Below are 19,631 nucleotides of genomic sequence, written 5' to 3' on the forward strand. Positions count from 1 at the left end.
GATAAATGACTTCTCGGCACTCTCAATCCAACCCGGTAGTGGACAGCGACTTGCACGCCTCACTGGTGAAGGCAGGCTTCTACCCGCAACTGGTGGCGGATGTTTTAGAAGATGTGCTGACCGGATACAGCGTGGTTTCCCACATGGTGCACCTTGAGACGCACATTGATAACGCCGAGGTGCACCGTCACGTCACGGTCTTGATCCTGACGGAGGAAACTTTCGTCATCCTTCACGTCGACGACGAAATGTTGGATGAGCAAGGCTCCCACGTGTCCGCCACGGTGTCCACGGAGACCGTCCCGTTGTCACGACTGGGCTCTGTCATCCTGTCCTACAGCTACTACCAGCCGCAGCATTACAAGACGGGGGACCAGCTCATGGACCTCACCGTCACGGCTTCCTGGTCTGGAAGCCAGCGCGCGGACTTGGCACCTGCATCCTGCGGCGATCCGCAGTGCGATGCCGACCACGGCTACCAAGGTACGCTTCCGAAGGAAGACATGGTTCTTCGGGTGTCAGTAGAAGCCGACGGCGCAGCGAAGGTTGAAGAGGCACGCCGATTTGCGCGGGCCTTGCGGGTCGCAGCCGTGCGTTCCGCCGTTACCCCCACGGTGGCGCGATAACACGTGACGGTCATTCATGAATCCGTCTGGCCCGCTGCGTTCGGTCCAGAACGCCGCGGCACGCTTCCTCCTGTCGAAGGCCACACTGAGCCAAAGCTGACACCAACGATCGCCGATGTCCTTTCGAGCGCCGTCGCCGTCTTGGGCGTCCCCGGCGTTGAGAACACTTTGGGCCTCCCGGAAGCCCGGCGCGTCTGCGTCATCTTGGTTGATGGCCTTGGCCTGCGCTTGCTCAAGAAGCGGGCCGCGTACGCACCCTTCTTGAAGTCCGTCATTGACTCCAACCGGCCCCTCGAAGCTGCGTTCCCGTCCACGACTGCAACCTCGCTGGCGAGCTTCGGCACCGGCCTCCCGCCAGGACAGCATGGGCTCGCCGGCTATGACGCCGTAGATCCCGTTAAACGCCGCACCGTGAACCAGCTCAGCGGTTGGCCAGATGATCTAATCCCTGACGAGTGGCAGCCCCACCGCACGCTCTTCGAACGCGCCAGTGAGGTCGTCAACGTTACGACGGTCAGCAAGAGCAAGTTTGAAGAGAGCTCGCTGACTCGCGCTGCACTTCGGGGCGGAAACTTTGTGGCCGCCGGATCCCTGACGGCACGTGCCGGGGCGGCTCTCGAAGCGCTCAAGGCTCCCGAGAGTCTCGTGTATTTCTACTGGGACGAGATCGATAAAGCCGGGCACCGGTTCGGCTCTGAATCGGATAAGTGGACCTACCAGCTCGAAGAACTGGACTCGGGTCTCAAGCGCTTCATCGCGCGCGTTCCCGCGAACACGTTGGTATTGCTCACCGCCGATCACGGCATGGTGGACATCCCGGCGTCCCAGCGGATTGATTTTTCGGAGTTCCCCGAGCTGCTTAAGGGCATCGAGCTCACGTCGGGGGAGCCGCGTTGCGTCCAGTTGCACTTCGAGCAGGACGCGACGGCTGAGGTGCGCCAGCAAACTATTACGGCTTGGCGCGAGCGCTTCACCAAGCAAGCCGTGGTCATGGAGCGCCACGAGGTCATCGCGCGCGGTCTGCTGGGCGAAAACCCGGATCCTCGCGTACTGGGCCGCTTCGGTGATGTTTTCGTGCTCTGCCACGCGCAGATCGCCCTCTATGACGGTCGCCGCGTCGCACCGCATGCCTTCGACGTGATCGGCCAGCACGGTAGCCTGACGGCCGCCGAGCGGCTCATCCCGCTACTGACCTTGAAAAAGCCGTAGCCGCGGTCCCACTATTTAGCGGGGCGCGGCTACGGTAGAGAAATTCGGGACTTAGCGGTCCTTTTTGCCGAAGACGATCTCGTCCCAGCTAGGCACCGAAGAACGACGGCGCTTTGGTTTCGCCGCATTCTCGTCCTGCGTTTCAGCGGAGTCATCTCGCGAGGACGACGACGCAGCTGGCGTCTCGCTGTCCTTTGCGGTTTCCTTCGACGAACGTGAGGAACGATCCAAGCGGGTCACCGGAGCGAGGCGCTCGTTACGTGCCGGAGTGGACGCTTCCTGGCCGCGATCCTCGGAAGCCGAGCTGGCGTCGTCGTAATCATTGTTCTCATCTTCATCAATGAGCGCAGGATTGCGCGGGTGCGCGGCAGGAATGGAGCCCTTGGTCAGCATCAACGCTAGTGCGTCATCAGCATCTTCATCCGAGCCCAAGCGCTGCCCACGGCGCTGGCGCAAGACCTCGAGGAGTTCCTCCTGGTCAGACTGAGCTTCCGGGCTCTGACCCGAGCGACGCTGTTGCGGCTGCTCAGATGCTTCCACGTCAAAGACGTTGTCCTGCACGGCGCTCAAGCGACGAACTGGACTTGGGAAATCCACGGACTCCAGCTCGCTCAGGACCTGAGCCCAACGGTTCTTGTTGGTCAGCGTGCGGTGTGCGGCATGGAAAATCCAGCGTGCTGGCGGCTCCTCGCCAATGACCCGGGACTCGAGAGAGGCGGTGTCGAAGTCGCAATTGACCTCCCACGTGCCATCATCCAAGCGCCACGCATCCCAGCGCGCGTCATTCGCGTCAATACCGAACTGGCGCAAACGCACGTTCACCATGGCGCCCAAAGACGCTGCCTCGTCGCCAAACGAACTGCGGTACAAGTCAGCGTGGGACGGCGCAGAAACCTCGACTGCTTGTGCCAGACGGGCGATGTGTTCGCGCTCGGCGCGGACAGGGCCTTCGTACTTGAGAATGTGCTCGAGAGGCAGGCCGGACTCGGCTGCTACTTCTTCTGCTGACATTCCGGAGCGAATACGGCCCTGAATTTCGCGTGGCGTCAATTGGATAGGTGCCTCGTCTTCGCCTCGATGAGCACGGAAATGCGCGCGCGAAATAGCGGCACGCAGTGCTTCATCGATGGGTAGCTCGAAGGTCGTGCCGTCTTCAGCACTCAAGAGCAATTGGTTGCCCTCTTCGTGAATACCGACAAGCCTCAGCTGAGTCATAACGTTTTTGCCTCCCCGGCGGACATTTCTTGGGTTTCACAATGCCACCAAGTGGCCTATTATCCCAAGCTTTTCCGCGGTGTGGCGATGCATTCATTGCGCCGTGGGCGAATCAGATTTGGTTTTTCGGCGTTCATGATGAACAATCTTCGCGTCGAGCACAGTACGGGGAGTGCTGAGCCGATGATGAGACGCCGTAACAACGAAGAGACTCTTGCACGTGCTGGAGTGCTTGAGCGAATGAGGGAGCAATGGCTACAGACTACGATGCACCGCGGAAAACAGATGAGGATCTGAACGAGGATTCCATTGAGGAACTCAAGGGACGCCGGTCAGATAAGCAGTCCGCAGTCGTAGACGAGGATGAGGCGGAAACCGCCGATAGTTACGAACTGCCTGGCGCCGACCTGTCCAACGAAGAACTCCAAGTACGCGTTCTTCCTGCTCAGGCAGACGAATTTACGTGTGCTTCGTGCTTCTTGGTCCGTCACCGCTCGCAAATTGCGAAGGAAAAAGACGGCTTGATGTACTGCAATGACTGCGAAGGCTAAAGACGTCACAGCGACGCGATGTGAGCCGTAGGGTGTGAATACGAAGGAGGGCCGGGAGAAATCCCGGCCTTCCTCTTTTGTATCTATAGCTTTGTGGAGAACGAAACGCCGTTCTTAGAGCGTCTGCTCTGCAGCGCGCTGCGCGGTGGGCTTGGTTGCCTCGAGCGCTGCGACGAACTTCTCGGGGTGGCGCGTGGACACCAACCAGTACGGGGTGGCGTCGCGCTCGTCGGTGATTTCCATCTTCACCACGGGATCAATCCAGCCGCGGAAGCACATGAACGCCGTGCCATTGAGGCCGCGGCCGCGTTCGAAGAACGCATCGTCCTTGCGGTGGCTGCTGAACTCGCCAATGAATTCGCGCTCAATCGACGCACGGCCCACCGAAACTCGCTCCGGAGTGACCTCGATCTTCGCGATGGCCATGACGGTCAGAATGGTCATGATGAGGATGAAAACGGCGCCAACTACTGAGCTCCACAAGACGGAGATGGGTGCGAATGCGAGCGCCAAGGCGCCACCGCCGGCAATGATCACTGCCCAGATCCACCACGCTGGCCACAGTGTCTCGGTATAGGTGGTTGCGGGCGCGGAAGCAGAAGGCGTAGTAGAGGACATGTCTCTAGGATATTGCACCTGCCTGAGAGCTCGTGCCGAAGAAGTTCCGTCAGGCGAAGTCTCAGACAATTTACTGAACGTTGACTGAAAGCGGCAGGGACGGTCCACACGCCGCGCTAAAGTGGACTCGCAGACGCTAGATACTACTGAGGGATTTATGACGAACGCCCCTGAGCCATTGAGCATCCAGATGGTCATGCTGGACCCAGACCTCGAGCCGCCGAGCTACGCCCATCCTGGCGATGCTGGCGCTGACTTGCGTGCGCGTGAGTCTGTGACGTTGGGGCCGGGGGAGCGAGTCTTGGTGCCGACTGGCGTAGCGCTGGCGCTGCCGTTTGGATACGTGGGTTTGGTTCACCCGCGCTCGGGCTTGGCCACCAAGCACGGCATCACGGTAGTGAATGCTCCCGGAACGGTTGACGCTGGCTACCGCGGTGAAATCAAGGTCACGTTGCTCAACACGGATTTGCACGAGTCCATGACCTTTGAACGCGGGGACCGCATTGCGCAGTTGGTCATTCAGCGCGTAGAGCAAGCAGTTTTTGTACAGGTGGATTCTTTGGAAGATTCGGTGCGAGGTACCGGTGGATTTGGTTCAACGGGCGGATTCTCCGCGGCGAACCAGTAAGAGTGAGGAAATAAAGATGTTTGGTCGCAAGAAGAACGCAGCCGCAGCGGTAGCTCCTGAAACCGAAATCGAGGCCGAGACGGTTGAGTCGGCCGAGGCTGAAGAGGCGCGCCCGACAAAGAAGAGCGGTCCCACCACGGGCCCATACGACGTCGCCGATCGGCCGAAGACGGACGATTACGTTGATCTCGGCTCACTTCTGGTGAAGCCAGTTGAAGGCGTGAACTTGCGATTGGAACTGGAAGAAGCGACTCAGCGCGTCATCGCGGTGGGCCTGCAGGACGAGCAGTCCAGCGTGCAGCTTCAGGCGTTCTCTGCCTCGAAATCCGACGGCTTGTGGGACGGCATCAGCGCGCAGATCGAAGAGAGCGTGACCCAACAGGGTGGCATCGTTGATCGTGTTGATGGACGCTTCGGCGAAGAAGTGCTTGCTCGTGTTCCGGCTACCGGAGCAGACGGCACGAAGGGCCACATGGTGGCTCGCTTCATCGGTATCGACGGACCGCGCTGGTTCCTCCGTGGCGTCATCGGCGGAGAAGCCGCGCTCAACAAGCAGCTCGCCCAGAAGATCGAGGACTGCATTTCCGAGATCATCGTGGTTCGCGGTAGCAACCCGATGCCTCCCGCTGAGTTGTTGCCACTGAACATGCCTGCTGAGGTTGTGGAGGCCGCTGCCGAGCAGTCGAATGCTTCTGAGCTTCGCAGCGCTCCAGAACGCGGTCCTGAAATCACCGAGATTCGTTAGTCGCGAGGATTCTCGAAACATGCCACAGCTTCCAGCCGTCACTATTAACGATTTTTCGCAGCTGCCTGACCGCGGCGCCATTGAGGCCCGGGGTCACGTTGACTCGGTGCTGATCTTGCCGTCGAACCAGGCGCCCGAATACGCGGTCTTGGTGGCGGCTCAGCCGGCCCCTCCGGGCGGTCGCCGAGGAACGGTACCCCGAATTCGTCTGGTCTTTATTGGCCAGCGACGGGTGCCAGGAATTGACGCAGGAACCATGTTGGCGTTTCGGGGAACTGTGGGAGTGGTGGACAACATTCACACCATTTACAACCCGAGCTACGAAATTTTGCCAGCCATTGAGGACAACGAGTAATACATGAGCGAAAACCCCACCCCGGAATCATTGGCGAAACAGATCGCTCAGTCAGCTGGCGTGCATCGCACCGAGGACGGTCAGGTTGACGTCTTGCGTACCGTCGGCGGTTGGCGCGGCATTCTGGAGAGTTTGGTTCCCGGGCTGGTGTTCTTGGTGGTCTTCACCGTGACTCAACAGCTCAACCCGTCGCTCATTGCTTCTTTGGCGATCGCCGCGGTTTTCACCGTGGCCCGTCTGGTGCAAAAGACGCCGGTAACGCAGGCTGTCGCAGGTCTGGCTGGTGTGGTGGTGTGTGCTTTGGTAGCGCGCACCACAGGTGAGGCTCGCGATTACTACGTACCTGGTTTCTTCACGAACGTCGGCTACGCGGTAGCGCTCATCATTTCCATCCTCGCCAAGTGGCCCATCATGGGCGTGGTGCTGGGATTCATTCGCGGCGAAGGCACCCACTGGCGTCAAGACCCCCAGCGGATGCGCTCCTACAAGGCCGCAACCTGGATTGTGGTGGGCCTGTTCGTGGCACGCTTGGCCGTTCAGGTTCCGTTGTACTTCGCCAACATGATTGAAGCCCTAGGGGCGGCTCGCTTGATCATGGGCATTCCGCTCTATGCGGTAGCGCTGTGGCTTGCGTGGCTCATTTCCCGTCCGGTTCCTGAATCTGAGAACGACGACGAAGCTATCGATTTGATTCACCCCAAGTCCTAGGACTGGAGCTCCGCGGAGGCGGTTAGCTGGGGAGCTCTCGCTAACCGTGCTTGGACTGCAGCACCTCGCGCAGCGCACGTTCGGCCTCGATCGTCGTGACCAAGAAGATCTCGTCATTGGCTTCGATGAGGTCATCCGGGCTCGGCGTGATCGGGCGCTCGTCGCGCAGAATGGCCACGACAGTTGCGTCTTGAGGCCAAGGCACTCGACCCAACGCTTTGCCGATGAGGCGTGAGTCTTCGGGCACCGTGAATTCCACGAGTGATGACACGCCAGTCTGCAGGGTCAGCAGGCGCACCACGTCGCCAACTTCCACGGCTTCTTCAACGAGCGCGGTCATGAGTCGTGGCGTGGAGACGGCGACGTCGACGCCCCACGAGTCATCAAACATCCAGTCATTCTTCGGGTTGTTGACGCGACCTACGGTGCGCTTGACGCCGAATTCGGTCTTGGCCAGAAGCGACACCACGAGGTTGACCTTGTCATCACCAGTGGCGGAAACGGCCACGTCCATGTCTTCGAGGTGTGCCTCGCGCAAGACGGAAATTTCGCACGCGTCACCGAAGAGCCACTGAGCGCCCTTGAGCCCGGAACGGCCCACGACTTCTGGCTTCTGATCGATCATGAGCACTTGGTGCCCGTGGGACAGCAGTTCGCGACCGATGCTGGATCCCACAGATCCGGCGCCAATAATGACTACTTTCACAGTTCTTCCTCAACACTGGTGGCTGGCGCGTTAGAGACCACTCGGTCAATCTCAGACTCTTTCGCAAGAGGCATCATCGCGTGCAAGACGTCGCCTTGCTGGTACCGCATCTTGGGTGTGGGGAGAATTCCTTGGCCGAAGCGCGTGACGTAGGCAATGCGGACGCCGGCTGCCTCTTCGATGTCGGTAAGCGCATGCCCATACCAATCCTCGTGGACGGTTATTTCTCCAAGCACCAGGCGACCGGATGCTTCGCGGAAATCACCAATGCGTGCGTGGTCAGGCAAGATCAGTCTCAAGACTTGATCGGCGCTCCAGCGCACAGCTGCCACCGTAGGGATTCCCAGGCGCTGGTAGATTTCGGCGCGTCCTGGGTCATAGATTCGAGCGACAACGTGTTCAACGTGATACTGCTCGCGAGCCACACGGGTGGCCAGAATGTTTGAGTTATCGCCACTCGATACGGCGGCGAACGCGTAGGCCTCTTCAATGCCGGCGCGTTCTAGCGTGTCCCGGTCAAAACCGACGCCGGTGACCTTGCGGCCGGAGAAATCGCGGCGCAATCGCCGGAACGCGCGGTCGTCTTGATCGATGATGGCCACGAAATGGCCACTGTCTTCAAGGGTGTGCGCGAGCGTGACTCCTACACGTCCACAACCCATGATTACAAAATGCGCCATCTTCCACAGCCTCTCATGCATGCGTGATCTGTGGAGATTTTTCCACAAGTTCAGCTCAGAATAAGTTTTGCACGGATAGAAGGGACTACCGTGGTTCCGTGCTGTCTTTTCTTGATGCTCTCAAACGAGCCGTGGTGGGTCAGCCGTTCAAAACGCGGCGCATCCCCGATAAGCCCATGTCCAAAAGACTGGCGTTGCCGCTTTTGTCGGCGAACCCACTCTCTTCCGTGGCGTACGCCCCGGACGAAATCATCCTGACGCTTGCCGTCGCTGGACTCGCCGCGATGCACCTTGCGCCGTGGGTGGGGGTCGCTGTTGCGGTCATCATGTTCGTGATCATTTTGTCCTACCGGGAGTCCGTCAAGGCCTACCCATCAGGCGGTGGTGACTACGAAATCGCCAAGACGAACATCGGTCCGCGAGCCGGAGTCATCGTGGCAGCCGCCCTCCTGGTGGACTTCGTGCTCACCGTGGCGGTGTCCATGTCCTCGGCAGCGCACTATGTCATCGCAATGTTCCCCGGGCTCGCCGGAAGCCAAGGCCTCATCGCGGGCTGCGGCGTCGTCATCCTGACCCTTCTGAATTTGCGGGGCCGCGCCAAGAACCGCCTGCTCGCCACCCTTCCGGTAGTCCTTTTCGTGACAGCGCTATTGGCCCTCATCATCGTGGGCAGTATTCGGGCCGCGACCGGAACGCTAGCGCACGTCGCCTCGGCGGACTTTGAGATTGTTCCTGAAGCAAACCTCGAGTCCGGGTTGACTGGGTTCCTCGGCGTACTCGTCGTGCTGAGAGCCTTCTCCACTGGCGCCGCTGCGATGACGGGCATCGAAGGACCGATCTCCAACGTTCAAGCGCTCAAGCCGCCGCGTGCTCGCAACGCAGGCATCATTCTCTTGCTCCTGGGCGTCACCGCTGCCGTGCTCTCTATCGGGCTAATGTTTTTGGCACGGGCCGCAAACATCCAAGTGGCCGAGGATCCTCACGAGAACTTGCGACTCAACGGGGGAGAGATCCCGGCGAACTACGTTCAGGACCCCGTTCTTGGGCAGCTTGCGCACGCGGTCTTCGGACTCAAGTCGCCGCTGTTCTATGTGTTGGGCGTGCTGACCATCCTGGTCCTGATCACGGCCGGCCACATGGCGTTCCGTTCCTTCCCGAACCTCGCATCGCTTCTGGCACACGATGGCTACTTGCCCCGCCAGCTACGTCGCCGCGGCGATCGGCTCGGGTACAGCAACGGCATTTTTGCCCTGGGCCTCGCCGCGTTGTTGCTCGTGATTGTCTTCCAAGCACACCTCACCTCGCTCATCCAGCTGTACGTGGTGGGCGTGTTCGTATCCTTCACACTCAGCCAGCTCGGCATGTTGCGTCACTGGGGTCGCAAGGCTCGCCACACGGCCGACAAGCACATCCGCCTTCGCATCGCCCGCTCGCGGGTGCTAAACCTCGTGGGCTTGGTGATCACGGCGATGGTGCTCTTTATTGTCCTGCTGACGCGTCTGACGCTCGGTGCATGGCTTGCCATCGCGGCTATCGGCATCCTGTACCTGATCATGCATTCCATCCATGCGCACTACGAGCAAGTGGAACGCGAACTCAAGATCGAGAACGTTCAGAACTCGCGCACGCTGCCTTCGCGCGTGCATGCGCTCATCCTGGTCTCATCCATCCGCAAACCAGTTCTCCGGGCCGTGGCCTTCGCTCGTGCGTCCCGTCCAAGCCGCCTTGAAGCGCTCGTGGTGGATGTCGAGTCTGAGGCTACCGAGCGCACGCTGAAAGCCTGGGATGCCCTGGAGCTTCCGGTCCCGATCCGCGTGCTGGCCTCGCCGTATCGAGAAACCACCGCGCCGATCACCGATTACATCCGCTCCATCCGTGCGCGGTACCCTCGAGACCTCGTGGTGGTCTATATCCCCGAATACGTGGTGGGCCACTGGTGGGAGCAACTGGTTCACAACCAGACGGCGCTCCGCATCAAAACCCGCCTCCACTTTGAGCCCGGTGTGGTGGTGGCTTCCGTTCCGTGGCAGCTCCAGTCCTCGCGCGAGCTGATTGCCCAGTACGACGCCGCAGCTGAAGACAGTGCCGAAAATATCGTCTCGCAGGGCTCGGCAGAAACAACGAAGGAATCCCATGGATCTTGAACTCACCCTTGACCGTGTAGCCCACGGCGGACACTGCGTGGCACGCCACGATGGGCGAGTGATCTTTGTTCGTCACGGCATCCCGGGGGAGCGCGTGATCGCTCGCGTGGATCGCGGCGACGAAAAGAAGCGATTCTGGAACGCCTCCGTGGTGAAGGTGCTCGACGCCTCACCAGATCGTGTCCCGCACTTCTGGGAACAGGCGGATGCACTCAAAGCCGAACAGCGCGAAACGCTGCCTATCGGCGGCGCCGAGTTCGGCCACATTTCCTTGGCGCGTCAGCGGGCGCTCAAAGGCGAAGTCTTCCGTGAACAGCTCTCTCGCCTCGGCGGCCTAGATGCTGACGCTGTGGGCTTCGACGCCGTCGAGGCTGTACCTGTGGCTGGCTGGAATGACGACGCTTCCAACCTTGCAGACGATGGCCTTGGGTGGCGTTCACGCGTGTCCTTCTCCGTCACCTCTGATGGTCAGCTCGCTATGCACCCGTTCCACTCCAACGAGCTCGTCACGGTCGGCGAGATGCCGCTCGCGGCACAAGCCATCAACGACCTCAAGTTGTGGGAGACCAACTTCCGCGGCTACGAGCGCGTCGAGGTAGCGGCACCTTCTAGCGGGCAAGCACCGCTCGTGGTGCTCATCCCGCGCTCGAGCAACAAGAACCCGAAACTGCCGCAAGGTAGCGCTATCACGCAAGCCAGCGGCGTCGTCGTCATTCAGCAGACCCGAGGTAGTGCCGGTGACGGCCGCGGATCGCTGCACACGCTGAGGGGCCGCTCAGACGTCACCGAGCTGGCCGGTGAGCGTGAACTGCAAGTCACGGGTGAAGGCTTCTGGCAGATTCACCGCGGCGCGCCGCGTGCCCTCACCGAGGCGATGCTTGAGTATGCGGACCCTCAGCAAGGCGATAGCGTGGCAGACCTCTACGCGGGAGCCGGATTGTTTACGGCGGCGCTCGCAGATCGAGTGGGGCTGACCGGGCACGTGTTGTCGATGGAAGGCGCACCAGGCACGAGCGCAGACGCGGCACACAACTTCGCGAATGATCCCCAAGTGATCGTGACGCGCGGGCGTGTAGAGCGTGCGTTGACACATGCGATGCGCGGCGGAAGCCTCGACGCCGTCGTCCTCGATCCACCGCGGACCGGTGCCGGCAAGGAATCTGTGGCGGCAATTGCGGACACTCGAGCGAGCCGCGTTGCCTATGTGAGCTGTGATCCCGCGAGTTTTGCGCGCGACGTCTCCTATTTCGCCGCTCACGGTTATGAATTACGCAAGGCGCGAGTATTCGATTTGTACCCTCACACGCATCACATGGAAGTTGTGGGCCTACTCGCAAAGAATGAGGCTTAGTGCGCAATGAACGCGGATTGTTGACAATTTTGGGGGTAGACTGCAGGTAGCTCGGCCGCAGGAGAAGTCATCCATTTAGAGCACAATTTCTTTTCGTATTCGAATGAGGATTGTCTAACTGGAATATTGACCCTCGTGCACAAAGTATTAGAACCGGCGAGAGGAGTCCCAATGAGCAATGTGGACAGCTTCGGCGCCAAGGGCGTGCTAGACGTCAATGGCAAAGAATATGAAATTTTCCGGCTGAACGCAGTTGAAGGTATCGACCGCCTTCCGTACAGCCTCAAGGTGCTTTTGGAAAACTTGTTGCGCACCGAAGACGGTGCCAACATCACGGCAGATCACATCAACGCTCTTGCGAACTGGGATGCTAGCGCGGAACCAAGCGTTGAAATTCAGTTCACGCCAGCACGCGTGATCATGCAGGACTTCACGGGTGTGCCTTGCATCGTTGACTTGGCAACCATGCGTGAAGCAGTCAAGGATTTGGGCGGCGATCCAACGCGCGTCAACCCATTGGCTCCGGCCGAAATGGTGATTGACCACTCTGTTCAGATCGACGTTTTCGGTAACTCCGGCGCTCTCGAGCGCAACATGGAAATCGAATACGAGCGCAACGGCGAGCGTTACCAGTTCCTTCGCTGGGGCCAGACCGCATTCGATGACTTCAAGGTTGTTCCTCCGGGAACCGGCATCGTGCACCAGGTCAACATCGAGTACTTGGCACGCACGGTCATGACCCGCGAGGTCAACGGCAAGCTCCGCGCTTACCCAGACACCTGCGTTGGTACCGACTCCCACACCACCATGGTCAACGGCCTTGGCGTATTGGGCTGGGGCGTTGGCGGCATCGAAGCCGAGGCAGCCATGCTTGGCCAGCCAGTTTCCATGCTGATCCCACGCGTTGTTGGCTTCAAGCTCACCGGATCCATTCCGGCTGGCGCTACGGCAACTGACGTTGTTTTGACCATCACCGAAATGCTTCGTAAGCACGGCGTGGTTGGCAAGTTCGTGGAGTTCTACGGCGAAGGTGTGGCTGAAGTTCCACTCGCAAACCGTGCCACCATCGGCAACATGAGCCCAGAATTCGGCTCTACCGCTGCCATGTTCCCGATCGACGATGTCACCATCGACTACTTGCGCCTCACCGGCCGTTCCGATGAGAACTTGGCACTTGTTGAGGCTTACGCCAAGGAACAGGGCCTCTGGCACGATTCCTCGCGTGAACTCGACTTCTCCGAGAAGCTCGAATTGGATCTCTCCACGGTGGTTCCTTCCATCGCTGGCCCGAAGCGTCCTCAGGACCGCATCGAGCTCACCGACGCAAAGGAACAGTTCCGCAAGGACATCCACAACTACACCGGTAGCGATGAAGACACCGCTGCTATGGGCCGTCCGTCCAAGCAGATCCCTGTCTCCATGGCTGACGGCCGTCAGTTCGAGCTGGACCACGGCGCAGTGTCGATCGCATCGATCACCTCTTGCACCAACACGTCCAACCCATCGGTCATGCTTGCCGCAGCATTGTTGGCACGCAACGCCGTCAAGGCCGGTCTGAAGACCAAGCCATGGGTCAAGACCTCGATTGCACCAGGCTCCAAGGTTGTTACCGACTACTACGAGAAGTCCGGCCTCACGCCGTTCCTCGAAGAGCTCGGCTTCTACATCGTTGGCTACGGCTGCGCTACCTGCATCGGTAACTCCGGCCCACTCGAGACCGAGATCTCCGAAGCTGTTCAGGCTAACGATCTCTCCGTGACGGCTGTCCTTTCCGGTAACCGTAACTTCGAGGGTCGTATCAACCCTGACGTCAAGATGAACTACTTGGCTTCTCCTCCTCTCGTTATTGCTTACGCTCTCGCAGGTTCGATGGACTTCGATTTCGAGAACGACGCTTTGGGCAAGAACGAAGCTGGCGAAGACATCTTCTTGAAGGACATCTGGCCGAACCCAACCGAGGTTCAGCAGGTCATCGATTCCTCGATCGACAAAGCGATGTTCACGAAGGGCTACGAGGGCGTCTTCGAAGGCGACGACCGCTGGAAGTCTTTGAACACCCCAGCAGGCAACACCTTCGAGTGGGACGAAAAGTCCACCTACGTTCGTAAGCCTCCTTACTTCGAGGGCATGAAGGCTCAGCCGGATCCAGTTCAGGACATCTCCGGTGCACGCGTTCTGCTCAAGCTCGGCGATTCCGTCACCACGGACCACATCTCCCCAGCAGGCTCCTTCAAGTCGGACACCCCGGCTGGTAAGTACCTCTTGGAGAACGGTGTTGACCGCAAGGACTTCAACTCCTACGGCTCCCGCCGTGGTAACCATGAAGTCATGATCCGCGGTACATTCGCCAACATCCGTATCAAGAACGAGCTTCTTGACGGTGTAGAAGGTGGCTTCACTCGCGACTTCACTCAGGAAGGCGCTCCGCAGGCTTACGTTTACGACGCTGCTCAGAACTACCAGGCTGCTGGCACCCCGCTGGTTGTCTTGGCTGGTCTGGAATACGGCACGGGTTCGTCCCGCGACTGGGCTGCTAAGGGCACCGCGCTCTTGGGCGTCAAGGCCGTTATTGCACGTAGCTACGAGCGTATCCACCGCTCCAACCTGATCGGCATGGGCGTTCTCCCGCTGCAGTTCCCAGAAGGCGAATCTGCAGAGACCTTGGGCTTGACCGGCACGGAGACCTTCGCGGTTTCTGGCGTCACCGAGCTCAACAACGGAACCACCCCCAAGACCGTCAAGGTCACCGCGGTTGCTGAAGACGGCTCGGAGAAGTCCTTCGACGCCGTAGTCCGCATCGACACCCCGGGTGAAGCTGACTACTACCGTAACGGTGGCATCTTGCAGTACGTCCTTCGCCAGATCTCCGCTGCCTAGTTCTAAGAGCTAGCTAGCGATCATCTGATCGAAGAAGAAAGGGCGAAACTCCTGTTGAGGGGTTTCGCCCTTTCGGCGTTTGCTGTGCTTGTTTAGATGTCGGTGAATTTCACTCACTCTGGCAAGGCGATTAGTGAAGACTAGGTCAATGCGGCGGTGTCCTAATAGCCGATTTGGATCAAGCTTGGTCGACTGCGTGTGGCTGGGGAAATTTCGGGACAGAGAAATCCATGCGCGATCATCGGACACCTATTACGTGCGGGCAACGCATAGTGATTTCCAGTATTCAAAAGTCATCTGCGGGACTAACGTTTCTCTCTAAAAGAAGCTCGGGCGACCTAAGACTTGATAGAGGCTAAATGAGAAATTCACCCCATGGCTCAGCGGAGCAGTTGCCACCAGCGCCAGGATTCATTGAGAAGGATCTAACGGGCGTTCCGCTCAGGACAGTCCATCCGGCCGCGATTCCGGCTGCTATCGGTGGAACATTCATGCTGATTGCATGGATAGGAGCGCCGAACGATTTCTACGCTCTTTTGAGATGGGTAATCACGGCAATGGCAATATGGACCAGCGTGATCGCAAGTAGACTGAATCGACCGATCTGGATGGCGTTGTTCATCTTCGTCGCGATACTGTTCAATCCCATCAGTCCCGTATATGCAACGCGTGAATTCTGGGCTCCAATTGATTTTATTGTGATGGTTCTCTTCTGCTTCTCAGGATTTAAGTTCGTAGCTACTAGACCTGCTGAGCAAACTTCATGAATGACCTCGTCTTTCGTCCTTGCACTTGAAGGAGCCAGATATGGTCCGAGATTTGTAGGTCCCGTTGTTTATTGGGAGTCGCTTAATTAACTTGCGGTAGAGAGCATTTTGGCCGCCCACGTACCTCTGTACATGGGCGGCCAAAACGTTTAACTTGATATTCCCGGTCGGAAGTAATGCGAACTGCCGTTCCTTCAGGTAGGCATTGCTACTCGGTGACGCGCTCCACCTTGCCCACGAGAAGCACGTAGGAGAGTACGCCCAGAATGGTAATTACCGTCATGTAGACGAAGGCTGGAGCAAAGCTCGTCTTCGAAACCAGAAGCCCTATTGCGATGGGCGTGGCAATCGAGGAGAGGTTACCGATGAAGTTGAACATTCCACCCGTGAGGCCGATCAAACGCTGAGGTGCCAAGGCAGATACCAAGGACCACGTGATCGACGCCAAGCCGTTGCCGAAGAACGCGATGGACATGAACATGATGACCAAAGCGGTGTTGTCCGTAAAGTTTGCACCGATCATTGCGGTGGAGAGAAGCAACCCGATGATAATTGGTGACTTCCGAGCCACACCGAGGCTCTTGCCGCGTCGGACCATCCAGTCAGAGACCAGGCCGCTGATCAAGACACCGATCAACGCTGCGATAAACGGTAGTGAGGCGAGGAAACCGGACTTGATGTAGTCCATCCCGCGATAGCTCACCAAGTAGGTGGGGAACCAGGTCAGGAAGAACCAAAGAGTGGACGTCAAGCAGAACTGGCCCAGATAAATGCCCCAGAGCTTGCGCTTTGAAAGCACGGTACGGGCGTCAGACCAAGAGAACTTGCGCTTCTCCGTGGAGGTATTCTCCAGGTCTACAAGACCACCGCCGTTTCGAATCAATTCAATCTCAGCCTCGTTGGCGAGCTTCATTTGTTTCGGTGCGCGGTAGGTGAAGTACCAGAAGATGCCCCATAGGATGCCGACTGCTCCGGTGACGATGAAAACCCAGTGCCAGCTCAGGACGGTCTGAAGCCATGAGAGCACAGGAGTGAGCAAGGCAAGACCAATGAACTGTCCCGAAGTGTAGAAGGCGATGGCTGTCGCTCGTTCGCGTTCAGGGAACCACGAGGTGGCAACCTTGTTATTAATGGGGTAGGCGGGAGCTTCGAAGCCACCGACCAGCAAGCGCAACACAATCAATGCCACAAAGCCGCCAGCCATGCCCATGAAAACGGTCGCCAAGGACCACAGAATGAGGCAAGACGCATACAGCACTTGAGGGCGGACTCGGTCAACTAGCCAGCCGCCCGGCAACTGTAGGGCCGCATAGGTCCAGCCGAAGGCCGAAAGCAAGAGCCCTTGCTCGGCGGGACTGAGGCTGAATTCCTGAGTGATGGACGGGACCGCGATGGATAGGTTGGCGCGGTCCATATAGTTGATAACCACGGTGACGAAGAGCATCACCGCAATGAGTACGCGTGCTTTAGAAGCTTTTGGAGCAGCCGTCTGTGCTGGCTTGATGCTCTGATTTACAGTGGTCATTTTTCTCACCATTCCGCGAAGGAGCCGTCAGCGTGGCGCCATACTGGGTTGCGCCAGCGGTGGCCCGTTGCAGCTCGTTCTTTGACGTAGTCTTCGTTGACTTCAATGCCCAGTCCGGGACCGTTCGGGATTTTGACCATGCCGGACTCGTAAGAAAACACGGATGGGTCCTGAATGTAGTCCAGTAGGTCGTTGGACTCGTTGTAGTGAATGCCCAAGCTCTGTTCCTGAATGAAGGCGTTGTAGCATCCGGCGTCAATCTGGAGGCAGCTTGCGAGGGCAATCGGACCAAGCGGGCAGTGGAGAGCCAGTGCGACGTCGTAGGCCTCTGCCATATGGGCGATCTTGCGTGCTTCGGTGATTCCACCGCAGTGCGACGGGTCGGGCTGGATGATATCAACGGCGCCGCTGGCAATGAAGTCTTTGAAGTCCCATCGCGAGTACAGCCGCTCGCCAAGAGCGATTGGCGTCGGCGTATTTCGCATGACATCGAGCAAGGAGCTTGCGTGCTCGGAAAGCACGGGTTCCTCGATGAACATCAACTTGTAGGGTTCCAGTTCTTTAATGAGAACCTTGGCCATTGGCTTGTGGACGCGGCCATGGAAATCTACGCCGATGCCAATATTGGGACCTACAGCGTCGCGAACCGCTTGGACGTTAGCCAAGCAGCGCTCCACCTTGTCCCATGAATCGACGTACTGCAATTCCTCAGTGCCGTTCATTTTGACGGCGCTGAAGCCTCGCTCAACGGCATCTTTCGCTGCCGCTGCGGTCTCAGACGGACGGTCGCCACCGATCCAGGAGTACACACGGATGCTGTCGCGAACTCTGCCACCTAGTAGTTCGTGCACTGGCACGTTCAAGGCTTTGCCCTTGATATCCCACAGAGCCTGATCGATACCAGCGATGGCACTCATGGTGATTGGGCCACCACGGTAAAAGCCAGCGCGATACATGACGGTCCAAAGGTCTTCGATGTTCCTTGGATCTTGACCAATGAGGTAATCCGATAGTTCTTCGACGGCTGCGGCCACCGTTGCCGCACGGCCTTCGATCACCGGCTCGCCCCAACCGGTGATACCTTCGTCGGTTTCGATCTTGAGAAAGAGCCAGCGAGGGGGAACTTCGTACGTCGTCAATGACGTAATCTTCATGGTTTCTCCTTGTAATTGCCTCAGCACTGAAGCAGAGGACAGTTCAGATCAGCTGGTGGCGACTTGCCATGCAGCAATGAGTTCTTTGGCGCGTTCTGTGACGTCTTTGACGCTGCGTCCGGGCTTGTAAAGGGTTGATCCAATGCCAGCTCCTGAGGCACCTGCAGATGCCCAGGTGCCAAGATTGGCACTGTCGATGCCACCCACCGGAAGTATTTCCACGTTGGCTGGGATCACTGCGAGCCAAGCTTTCATGCCGGCTACGCCGACAACGTCGGAAGGGAAGATCTTGAGGCTTGTTGCCCCGGCTTCGATGGCACTGAAGGCCTCGGTCGCTGTTGCGACGCCTGGGTAGCTTCGCATCCCGGCTGCCACAGTGGCACGGATGACGTCAGTATTCGCGTTGGGGGAGACGATGATGTCTGATCCGGCTTGTTGCGATCGAACTACGTCGTCCAAGGTCAATACCGTTCCTGCGCCGACTGCGCAGTCGGCAGGAAGGAAATTGCGCATGCGTCGAATGGAGTCGAAAGGTTCCGGTGAATTCAAGGGGACCTCGATGGAGCGGAATCCAGCGCCGTAAAGAGCTTCTCCGATCGGTTCTGACTCTTCAGGGGTTATGCCTCGCAAGATTGCGATCAAGCCAGTGGGCGATGTACTCATATGTTTTCCTTTGTGGTGAGTCCGGTGGCCAAAGCTGCAAGCCAAAGACCGCGTGCTGCAGCGTTCCGGTGGGCAAATGACGGAGTAATTCCGGCATGGTTCAGGGCTACGCCGTACCGGCGGGTAAGGGCCGTGTTCGCGCAAATGCTGACGGGCGTAGGCCCTTGAACGCCTTCGTTTCCGTCGTTCATCCAGCGCCGACTGAAGTTGACAATTTCAGCGCCGATCAGCAGTCCGGAAATGTAGTCATGGACTTCTAATGCATCGAGGTTTCCGGTCATGACCAGTGTTCGCGCTGAGAAGAGGGTTGCCAGAATGCCTTCACCCCCAGGCGAAGCGCGTGGTTCCTGAGTACCGAACGCGACGTCCAGACCACGCAGGAATGCCGCCTCATTTGGTTGCTCCGGTGTTTCGGCAAGGCGACCCAGAATGCTATGCCGCACCAATAGGTCGTACAGCTCGCCCGTCATGGAGGTGCCGAAATCCGTGACGACGCTGCCGGATAGCCGCACCCATTTAGTGTGAGTTCCGGGCAGGACCACGATGTACGGGTCGTCGCCGGCATCCGCTTGCGGCAGTGCACCTAGAAGCTGGGTTTCCTCCCCGCGCATGACGTCTGGTAAGTCCACGATGGAGCCAGGCTGTCCCTCCTTGAGCAACCCAGGAATGATCCACAGTGGACCGTAAGGGGTGGAGACGGAGGTGAGGCTTGCGGAGCTCTCCAGCAGATTCGAAGGGATCGTCCGGTAGTCAACCTCGGTCCAGCCTTGATTGCTGCCCACCATGCCGCAAGCAATCATGGGCAAACCAGGGTTGTCCTGTAGCCAGTCACCGCACATTGTCTCGAGCTCGCGGACGAACGCCACGGTCCGATCCTTTTGATTTAGAACGTCAGTGGTGACGGCAAGGACGCCGCGTCCGCCACTGCGGGTTTCTAACACTTGGCCCTCAGAGCCGAGCAGGTAGGCGCGGAACGACGACGTTCCCCAATCCAAAGCGATGAGCTGAGGAGGATTTGCTCGGGACTCTACTTGAGGTTCCAGCGTTGTGGTTGAGAAGTAGGTCACATGGAAAAGTATGGAATCACCGTCCCATATTGTCGAATCACG

At 58.7% G+C, this 19,631-nt stretch carries 19 protein-coding genes; 11 read left to right on the forward strand and 8 right to left on the reverse strand.

The genetic code is table 11. The features are described from left to right. Positions 1–5: 5 nt before the first annotated feature. Positions 6–626 carry a DUF5998 family protein gene (locus tag BKA12_RS02005; RefSeq protein WP_183640289.1) on the forward strand — a complete coding sequence of 207 codons (621 nt, stop codon included), beginning with the start codon at positions 6–8 and terminating at the stop codon, positions 624–626. A 3-nt stretch (positions 627–629) separates the two neighbouring features. Beyond that, positions 630–1,835 carry an alkaline phosphatase family protein gene (locus BKA12_RS02010; protein ID WP_183640290.1) on the forward strand — a complete coding sequence of 402 codons (1,206 nt, stop codon included), beginning with the start codon at positions 630–632 and terminating at the stop codon, positions 1,833–1,835. 51 nt (positions 1,836–1,886) lie between these two features. Here the strand turns inward: BKA12_RS02010 and sepH are convergent, their stop codons facing one another. Further along, positions 1,887–3,050 (reverse strand): septation protein SepH, encoded by a 1,164-nt coding sequence (sepH, locus tag BKA12_RS02015; protein WP_183640292.1) that lies wholly within the window; start codon positions 3,048–3,050, stop codon positions 1,887–1,889. A 251-nt stretch (positions 3,051–3,301) separates the two neighbouring features. Here sepH and BKA12_RS02020 point away from each other — a divergent pair, with 251 nt between their 5' ends. Further along, positions 3,302–3,601: a DUF4193 domain-containing protein gene (locus BKA12_RS02020; RefSeq protein WP_183640294.1), complete on the forward strand. Its 300-nt coding sequence runs from the start codon at positions 3,302–3,304 to the stop codon at positions 3,599–3,601. A 114-nt stretch (positions 3,602–3,715) separates the two neighbouring features. Here BKA12_RS02020 and BKA12_RS02025 read toward each other — a convergent pair whose 3' ends face one another. Then, on the reverse strand, positions 3,716–4,219 hold the full coding sequence (locus BKA12_RS02025) for a DUF3093 domain-containing protein (protein ID WP_183640295.1): 504 nt from the start codon (positions 4,217–4,219) through the stop codon (positions 3,716–3,718). Positions 4,220–4,376: 157 nt separating this feature from the next. On the opposite strand from BKA12_RS02025, the gene dut reads away from it, so the two are divergent. From dut to BKA12_RS02045, 4 genes are read left to right on the forward strand one after another with little or no spacing between them, the layout of a single operon-like run. Next, on the forward strand, positions 4,377–4,847 hold the full coding sequence (dut, locus tag BKA12_RS02030; protein WP_183640297.1) for a dUTP diphosphatase: 471 nt from the start codon (positions 4,377–4,379) through the stop codon (positions 4,845–4,847). A gap of 16 nt (positions 4,848–4,863) precedes the next feature. Beyond that, positions 4,864–5,592, forward strand: a complete 729-nt coding sequence (locus BKA12_RS02035; protein WP_183640299.1) for a DUF3710 domain-containing protein — start codon at positions 4,864–4,866, stop codon at positions 5,590–5,592. Between the two features lie 19 nt (positions 5,593–5,611). Then, positions 5,612–5,947 carry a hypothetical protein gene (locus tag BKA12_RS02040; RefSeq protein WP_183640301.1) on the forward strand — a complete coding sequence of 112 codons (336 nt, stop codon included), beginning with the start codon at positions 5,612–5,614 and terminating at the stop codon, positions 5,945–5,947. 3 nt (positions 5,948–5,950) lie between these two features. Further along, positions 5,951–6,655, forward strand: coding sequence for a DUF3159 domain-containing protein (locus BKA12_RS02045; RefSeq protein ID WP_183640302.1), 705 nt, complete (start codon positions 5,951–5,953; stop codon positions 6,653–6,655). Between the two features lie 40 nt (positions 6,656–6,695). Here the strand turns inward: BKA12_RS02045 and BKA12_RS02050 are convergent, their stop codons facing one another. Together BKA12_RS02050 and BKA12_RS02055 are read right to left on the reverse strand one after the other, a co-directional pair. Then, positions 6,696–7,361 (reverse strand): FAD-dependent oxidoreductase, encoded by a 666-nt coding sequence (locus BKA12_RS02050; RefSeq protein ID WP_183640304.1) that lies wholly within the window; start codon positions 7,359–7,361, stop codon positions 6,696–6,698. Continuing rightward, a complete protein-coding gene (locus BKA12_RS02055) occupies positions 7,358–8,041 on the reverse strand; it encodes a potassium channel family protein (protein ID WP_183640306.1) in 684 nt (227 codons plus the stop codon). The genes BKA12_RS02050 and BKA12_RS02055 overlap by 4 nt, the downstream gene beginning before the upstream one ends. A gap of 98 nt (positions 8,042–8,139) precedes the next feature. Here BKA12_RS02055 and BKA12_RS02060 point away from each other — a divergent pair, with 98 nt between their 5' ends. From BKA12_RS02060 to BKA12_RS02075, 4 genes are all read left to right on the forward strand, one after another. Further along, positions 8,140–10,185 carry an amino acid permease gene (locus BKA12_RS02060; RefSeq protein ID WP_183640307.1) on the forward strand — a complete coding sequence of 682 codons (2,046 nt, stop codon included), beginning with the start codon at positions 8,140–8,142 and terminating at the stop codon, positions 10,183–10,185. Further along, entirely contained in the window at positions 10,175–11,536 is a 1,362-nt protein-coding gene (locus BKA12_RS02065) for a class I SAM-dependent RNA methyltransferase (RefSeq protein ID WP_183640308.1), read from the forward strand. The genes BKA12_RS02060 and BKA12_RS02065 overlap by 11 nt, the downstream gene beginning before the upstream one ends. Positions 11,537–11,707: 171 nt before the next feature. After that, positions 11,708–14,413 carry an aconitate hydratase AcnA gene (gene acnA, locus BKA12_RS02070; RefSeq protein WP_183640310.1) on the forward strand — a complete coding sequence of 902 codons (2,706 nt, stop codon included), beginning with the start codon at positions 11,708–11,710 and terminating at the stop codon, positions 14,411–14,413. 359 nt (positions 14,414–14,772) lie between these two features. Beyond that, positions 14,773–15,180: a DUF6804 family protein gene (locus tag BKA12_RS02075; RefSeq protein ID WP_183640312.1), complete on the forward strand. Its 408-nt coding sequence runs from the start codon at positions 14,773–14,775 to the stop codon at positions 15,178–15,180. A 208-nt stretch (positions 15,181–15,388) separates the two neighbouring features. On the opposite strand, the gene BKA12_RS02080 is transcribed toward BKA12_RS02075, so the two are convergent. From BKA12_RS02080 to BKA12_RS02095, 4 genes are read right to left on the reverse strand one after another with little or no spacing between them, the layout of a single operon-like run. Continuing rightward, on the reverse strand, positions 15,389–16,705 hold the full coding sequence (locus tag BKA12_RS02080; protein ID WP_183640313.1) for an MFS transporter: 1,317 nt from the start codon (positions 16,703–16,705) through the stop codon (positions 15,389–15,391). Positions 16,706–16,710: 5 nt separating this feature from the next. After that, on the reverse strand, positions 16,711–17,859 hold the full coding sequence (dgoD, locus tag BKA12_RS02085) for a galactonate dehydratase (RefSeq protein WP_183640315.1): 1,149 nt from the start codon (positions 17,857–17,859) through the stop codon (positions 16,711–16,713). Between the two features lie 48 nt (positions 17,860–17,907). Further along, the gene (locus BKA12_RS02090) at positions 17,908–18,522 is read right to left on the reverse strand and encodes a 2-dehydro-3-deoxy-6-phosphogalactonate aldolase (RefSeq protein WP_183640316.1); all 615 of its coding nucleotides are present in this window, start codon (positions 18,520–18,522) and stop codon (positions 17,908–17,910) included. After that, positions 18,519–19,589 (reverse strand): 2-dehydro-3-deoxygalactonokinase, encoded by a 1,071-nt coding sequence (locus BKA12_RS02095; RefSeq protein WP_183640317.1) that lies wholly within the window; start codon positions 19,587–19,589, stop codon positions 18,519–18,521. The genes BKA12_RS02090 and BKA12_RS02095 overlap by 4 nt, the downstream gene beginning before the upstream one ends. Between the last annotated feature and the right edge of the window lie 42 nt (positions 19,590–19,631).

Origin of the sequence: Neomicrococcus lactis, assembly GCF_014200305.1 — a bacterium.
GTDB classification, from domain to species: domain Bacteria; phylum Actinomycetota; class Actinomycetes; order Actinomycetales; family Micrococcaceae; genus Neomicrococcus; species Neomicrococcus lactis.